Below are 295 nucleotides of genomic sequence, written 5' to 3' on the forward strand. Positions count from 1 at the left end.
GAGCACGGCAGATGTTGAAGATCTGTTGGCAGAGCGCGACGTGATTGTAAGCTGGGAAGCGATCCGGCTATAGGTGAGTCTCTTCGGGCAACACTTCGCAGACTTTATCCGGCGGGATCGAGCGCAACCGAACGACAAGCGGCCCATGGACGAAGTCGTGATTTCGATCCGCAGCCACATCAACCGGTCGATAACCTGGCTCCCAAGACTGACGATCATGCCCACAAAGGCCTAAACAACGCAATCGAAGTGTCGCATAGACCGACCCGGAAACGAAAGAAGATATTTGGGCGTT

General features: G+C 54.6%; 1 pseudogene. It reads left to right on the forward strand.

Annotation, left to right across the window (positions count from 1 at the left end):
* Positions 1 to 295, forward strand: a pseudogene (locus Q1B13_RS26945) (IS6 family transposase); the annotation flags it as partial.

This window comes from uncultured Ruegeria sp., assembly GCF_947489545.1.
Taxonomy (GTDB): domain Bacteria; phylum Pseudomonadota; class Alphaproteobacteria; order Rhodobacterales; family Rhodobacteraceae; genus Ruegeria.